The 6,090-nt window shown below is 31.9% G+C and carries 7 protein-coding genes; 3 read left to right on the top strand and 4 right to left on the bottom strand.

All coding sequences use genetic code 11. The annotated features are described in order from the left end of the window. A partial coding sequence (locus tag ACKI4K_RS03190) for a transposase (protein WP_407422217.1) occupies positions 1–328 on the top strand: 328 nt, incomplete at its 5' end. A 142-nt stretch (positions 329–470) separates the two neighbouring features. Beyond that, complete coding sequence (locus ACKI4K_RS03185; RefSeq protein ID WP_407422215.1) at positions 471–641, top strand: hypothetical protein; 171 nt, start codon at positions 471–473, stop codon at positions 639–641. 19 nt (positions 642–660) lie between these two features. Here the strand turns inward: ACKI4K_RS03185 and ACKI4K_RS03180 are convergent, their stop codons facing one another. The 4 genes from ACKI4K_RS03180 to ACKI4K_RS03165 form a co-directional block, all read right to left on the bottom strand. Further along, positions 661–1,464 (bottom strand): hypothetical protein, encoded by an 804-nt coding sequence (locus ACKI4K_RS03180; RefSeq protein WP_407422213.1) that lies wholly within the window; start codon positions 1,462–1,464, stop codon positions 661–663. Then, positions 1,461–2,237 carry a hypothetical protein gene (locus ACKI4K_RS03175; RefSeq protein WP_407422211.1) on the bottom strand — a complete coding sequence of 259 codons (777 nt, stop codon included), beginning with the start codon at positions 2,235–2,237 and terminating at the stop codon, positions 1,461–1,463. The genes ACKI4K_RS03180 and ACKI4K_RS03175 overlap by 4 nt, the downstream gene beginning before the upstream one ends. Positions 2,238–2,494: 257 nt before the next feature. Further along, on the bottom strand, positions 2,495–4,459 hold the full coding sequence (locus tag ACKI4K_RS03170) for a phage holin family protein (protein WP_407422209.1): 1,965 nt from the start codon (positions 4,457–4,459) through the stop codon (positions 2,495–2,497). 146 nt (positions 4,460–4,605) lie between these two features. Continuing rightward, positions 4,606–5,145, bottom strand: coding sequence for a GNAT family N-acetyltransferase (locus tag ACKI4K_RS03165; RefSeq protein WP_407422207.1), 540 nt, complete (start codon positions 5,143–5,145; stop codon positions 4,606–4,608). 320 nt (positions 5,146–5,465) lie between these two features. Between ACKI4K_RS03165 and ACKI4K_RS03160 the strand changes: the two genes are divergently transcribed. Beyond that, positions 5,466–5,972: an acetolactate decarboxylase gene (locus ACKI4K_RS03160; protein ID WP_407422205.1), complete on the top strand. Its 507-nt coding sequence runs from the start codon at positions 5,466–5,468 to the stop codon at positions 5,970–5,972. The last annotated feature ends 118 nt before the right edge of the window (positions 5,973–6,090 follow it).

The raw sequence follows: 6,090 nt of genomic DNA, 5'->3' as shown, positions 1-6,090 counted from the left end.
AAATATAAAGAAATATAAACCAAAATACATCCTAGCAGACAGAGCATACGATACAGAACCCATCAGAAAATGCATAAACGAAGAAGCAAAAGCAGAAGATCAAATACCACTAAAAACCAGAGCAAAAACAGGACATTATCGGCTAAAAAGTAAAAAACAATTCAACCAGGAAATCTATTCAAGAAGAAACAACGTTGAATCAATATTTAGTGTAATAAAAAGAATATTCAACAGAACAAACCGAAGCAGAAGCCTACAATTATCAAATAAAGAAACAAAACTCAAAAATACAATCTACAACATCTATAGATCAACTCAAATTCAATAAAAATGAGGATTTCTACAAAGCCATTATTTTTATAAAATTTGAGGTTATCTTATATTTTTTTAAAAATTTGGGTTTAGATTTAGGGTTCTAACAGTGTTTGGGGTCAGGCACATTACATAATAACAAAGTAGTAGGTTATGATGTGCAGTTTGCTCATGTCGAATGTCGTGTAGTGATGCAGGCCATATCAGATAATATTAATGATGGGGCCTTGGAAATTGAACTATCTAAAATGAAAAAATTATTATTGGGGCTACCTGCTAAAAAAGAATATATGTTTGGAAAAGGCGGATTCTTAAAAAAAGTATCATGACAATGAATAAATGAGATGTTTACTTCTCTTCTTTATTCTTTTTAACAAAATCCTTCATATCCTTAAATTCTTGAGAAACATAACCCATCACAATCGAAACAGCTAATGTGGCGGTACCTACAATTGATAAAATAAAACCTCCCCATGCCAATACTAGAGAATTAACTTTTCCAATCATGATCTTTCCTGATGCATCAAAACTATTGCTGGTAAATGCATTGGAAACCATAGTCATGGAATCCATAGGGGAAACTCCTTCGGCAAGGATAGTGAATAAAAAGCTTACCAGCAATATTGAAAAAGTCACTATAATGCTTAAGCCTAAACCATTGCTTTCGGTATATTTAAGAAATTCACGGTAGTAATATTGAATAAAATACAAATATCCAAGAATATGGAATAAGCTAAGGAAACTAAATACATCATGTCCAAATAATATTCCAGTTATGGATGCAAATGGAATCAATAAAAATAATAAAACCTTATCACTTAAAGAATCCCAACTCCTGTTAATGCAAAGATAAATCGAAATAAGAATATCAAAAGCAAATATGAAGGTGGCGCCTTTAGTCCAATTAAATGTCAAATATAAAATGATTAAAATAAAGATTAAGATTATTACAATATAAAAGACTTGTTCTAAATAAAAGAGTGGTTCAGAGGGAAAATACTCTAAAGGATTTGCAAACCTTGAATTCTTAAGAAATGATGATGATTTAAGTTTATTTCGAAGAAATTTGGCCATATAAACTAAAATGACAAATATTGCGGCTGCAGCCAATAATTGAAATGTGGAATACATTAGAAAAGAGTTATCCATCATTCATCCTCCTTTTCCATTAATTCTTTTAATTCTTTAAATTCTTTTTTGAAATGTCTGATTAAAATTGCCGCTGTTAGTGTTGCTGCACTAACTCCGGACATGACATATCCTCCCCAAACTAACAATAAACTATTCATTTTGCCAGATATGGTCTCTCCAAAAACAGAATATCCGTTACCGGTAAACTGGTTGGAAGCGATTACTAGTGAGTCCAGTGGGTTTACATTTTCACTGTATTGTGTTATAAAAAAGCTAGCAAACATTATTACAAATAGCAATATTATGGTTATCCCTAAACCGTTTGAATTAGTATACTCCATAAATTTATCAAAACTTTGTTTTGTAAAGTAAATAAATATTAAAATGTGGATTATACTCAAAAAAATCACGTAACTGCTATCAAATAACAAATAGGATAATGACCCATATGGAACTAATAATACCCATAATATCTTATTTTTTATAGAACGTTTATCCAATGATACTGCAAAATATAGTGAAAGTGCGATATCAAATATTGCAAGATAAGGGAAGTCTATTTCTGCAACTGTTAGGGCATAGTAGATATTTACTACACATAATGCCATCAAAATTAAATAAAAAACTTGTCTTAATGAATGAACTTCATCTTCAGGCAACATTTTATTGATGTTTACAGATTTGATGTAATCAGATATTAATTTGCCATATATAAACCTGGTCAGAATGGTAAAAACCAAAAAAAGAGCAATTACAATTACTAATTGAACCAATGTATTATCCAATATTTGCACGAAGTTCACCTTTATAGTATTTATATACTTAATAATTATTAACAGTTACGATGTTTATTCTTTTTTGATTAGTGCCGATATGTTTTAAGATACTGTCATGAATGTGAAAAAGAATTAAACAAACGTTTGGATGAACTGGAATCATTAATTAAAAATAAGATACGGATTGCACAAAGTTTTCCATATCTTCTATTATTTGGTATTTTTGCAGGCATGCCTGCTGTAAAATGTTACTTAAATTAATATCATGAGCAACATTATTTTTTTAGTTCAGCTAAATTCTCTTTTAATAGTTTATAGATGTTTTCTGCGCCAATGATCTCCTCATCACTAACATTCCAACTTGAAGGGTATAGTATGAATGGTTTTGACTGGTCTCCGCCGGCTCCGCCATGGCTTCCAACCAGTTCCTCAAAAGCACATACCTCATCGGCTTCTTCATCATAAAAACTGTTGACTAGAATATCTGGCGTATGTTCAAATGAGCTGGTTCTTTTTAAATGTCTGACAATATGGTCTCCAAATCCTTCAAGAGGGTTTTCACCTTCAATTTCACCACTGTCCAGGAAATAGGTTCCATTTCTTCCAATAGCCATGTCGCCGTGTTCTTGGGATCTGACTAAAATAAAACCGACATACTCATTTTTTATGATGCCTGGTATCAATTCAGGGAAATAGTTGTTAAGTTCCTCATATGTTAATCTTTGGCTCCATTGTGTCAGATAAATCATTGCAAGATTTCCTGAGGCTAATACGATGACTTCAGAGTCACTTAATTCCTGTTCTTCTTCTTTTTCTTTCTTTATTTTTTTATCTTTTCTTGAAAATGGAGTGTAGTCCCCTGCAAAGTGGTCTTCATTCGAAGTCATTTTTGCAAACACAGTCATGTCTTCGGGAAGCAATGATTTGACAAAATCTTCAAATGTTTGACCATATCTTTGGGTAAATGTGGCACCATTTGTTTGGCCATGGTCTGATTGAATGACAAACTGATAGTCCCTCGGACAGTACTTATTTGCATCGGTTAAATGTTTAATTTGTTTGTCCATTTCTCTTAAGGCGAACCATGCATCATCATCCCTAACTCCGGAATGGTGGGCTATTTCATCATAGCCCAAGTATGTGGAGTATGCAACATCAATATCCCCAATCATCATGTCCCCAATCAATGTTGAAGTATTGATTTCTCTCATAAATACATTTGTAGCCGCTCTTGTTGGAATGTATACTATTCCACGTTTTATTCTTGGTCTGATGTTTTTTATTGAATGTGCGATTTGTGACCAGATTTCACGTATTATGTCTGCAAAAAACAAGGCAACTATACGTGCGAAATTGCTGGGATTGGAGAACACTGAGTACCATGCCTTATTGTATAATCTTTTGAAATTCATTATCTTACTGAATGTGAATATTACATTGTCGGTATCTCCTGAGAATAAGTTTGATCTGCTTGCCCCATTATCCACGAGCAACCCGTTCCCATCTGAAATTCTTTGTTCTAATTCGGGCACTTTAGTGATTCCAGAACATTGCATCATCTGATTGCCATTACTCTTTTCTATCCATCTGAATGCAACAATGCCTTCGTTATTTCCATGAAGGATTCCTGCCTGGCTTGCTCCGGTTTGGGAAGATAAATCTGTTTCCCACATTCTGAGATTGTAATCATCGCTGTCAATCATTTCCTTAATATTGGGCATGTCGCCTCTTTCGACTGCTTCACATAAAACTTCGTAGGCAAGCCCATCAATTTCAACAATTATTACTCCAGGGTAATCTTTAATGTCAGTTTTTCTTTTCTTTTCTGCATCTCTTAAAACGGACCGGTAATATGAGCTGTCATCTTCAATTGTTATTAATGCTGACAGTACAGTTGTAACGGCCGCCATAAATAATGGTGCAAGAATAATGGCGGCACCGGTAATTTCTATATCAAATAATGGTGCGAAAATCTGAAGTAGGAGTCCGTTCAATATTAATGTTCCGAAACCGAATGTTAAAACTAAGAATGGCATTGCTATTCTTGTTAAAATAGGCCAGAGTAGTGCATTTATTAAACTGATAAATATTATTAAAAATATTATGTCATCAAATTGGCTAACTTTGACTCCTAGTCCTAAAAAAGATATTAAATATACTCCTAGGACATTCCCAATAAATACAATCAGAGTTCTTTTCAAACTTCTTTTTGGGGTCTGTTTTTGATTAGTAATGTTCATGGTAATCACTTTATTGTTCATGTTAAATATTTTTAATCGGTTCATTTAGTATTATGTGGGTAACTTTCAGATGTATTGTTCTATTTCAGTATTTTTTTTTAATTCATGATAAACTTAATGTGGAATTCAGGAGAGAGTAAGCATGATTAGGATACTTTGAACTCCATATTATACATGCCTCTTTTTAAAAAGGATTTTTTATTATAAACTTTAAATCCTATCCTTTCATATAATGCCTTCGCTTTTGGATTTCTGAAATCTGCATCTAGAATAACTCTTTTATAACCATTTTTTTGAGCATAATCAATAACATCATTAATGACTTTTGTTCCGTAACCTTTTGATCTTTGATTTTCATCAATAGCTATTTCTGCAATATAAATGTCATCTTTTTTAATGTCACAAATAACAAAATAATCCAATATGGCAACAAATAACAGCTTAAGAGAGTTAAAATGAAATTTAAGTTGTTTATCATAAGTATATACAATTAACATCCCAATTATATTTTCATTGTCATAAATGACTTTAGTACCTTCGTCTTTTTTTAGAGTTTTTTCAATGGCTGCAATCGCTTTTTCTTTTGAATCAAAAAGCTTATCGTAAGTCCTAAAGTCTACGTTATATCTCCATGTTGCAATTTTATTTGCATCATGGATTTGGGGATTGAAGGCCATATATCTCATATTACATCTCATTTTAATAATTAGTGCAAATATTTGTTCAAATGTATTATATAATTAATTAATATATTTAAACAAAGTTAAAAACTTAATCTTTAGAATAGAAATGATTTGGAGATTAAATGCTGAAAATCTAGATGTTGATTTAATACCTGTAAAATACTAAACTTACTCCCATAATGGGTACTGCTTTTAAATTTGAATAAAGAAAAAATAGGACAAAAGAATTTTCGTGACATAAAAATCCAAGTCACGCAGTTTGAAAAGGATATTTAAATATCATCAAAATCAATTATATATTAAGAATCAATGGGGGAAAGATAATGCTAAACAAAAAGATATTGTTCGTAAGTGTTTTTATTGTATGTTTGCTGGCTATTTCAGCGGTTAGTGCAGGAAACGGTCTTCTGATGAAGGATGATGCAATACACCAAGTTTCCCTGATGCAGTCATTTATGCATGGGGAATATGATGGTGTAATCACTGTTGGAGAGTTAAAGTCATATGGGGACACTGGTCTAGGTACTTTTGAAGGCGTAAATGGTGAAATGATTGTTTTGGATGGTGTGGTCTATCAGGCCGGTGCTGACGGAAGCATCAACGTCATGAAAAACAATGAAACTGTGCCTTTTTCAACTGTAACCAATTTTGATGAAGATGAAAAGATACCTGAAATTTCTGCCAGCAGTTTTGAGGATTTGACAGCTAAATTGGATAAGGAAATTGAGAAATACGGAATAAATAACATATATGTTGCTAAAATTAAAGGTGATTTTTCAAATATCACTGTTAGAAGTGTTGAAAAACGACTCTTTCAAAAACTTTGTTGATTTGAAATGTTTTGATGAAAATTAGTTTTGAATTTTAATTCTGTTTAAAAATAGTTAAATTTAATAAATAGGTGGAGTAAAAGTTTTTATCATGCCAAATCAAAAAAAATTTACTCCA

The organism is Methanobrevibacter sp., from assembly GCF_045644645.1.
In the GTDB taxonomy this organism is placed as follows: domain Archaea; phylum Methanobacteriota; class Methanobacteria; order Methanobacteriales; family Methanobacteriaceae; genus Methanocatella.
This window is presented reverse-complemented; position numbering and strand designations above follow the sequence as displayed.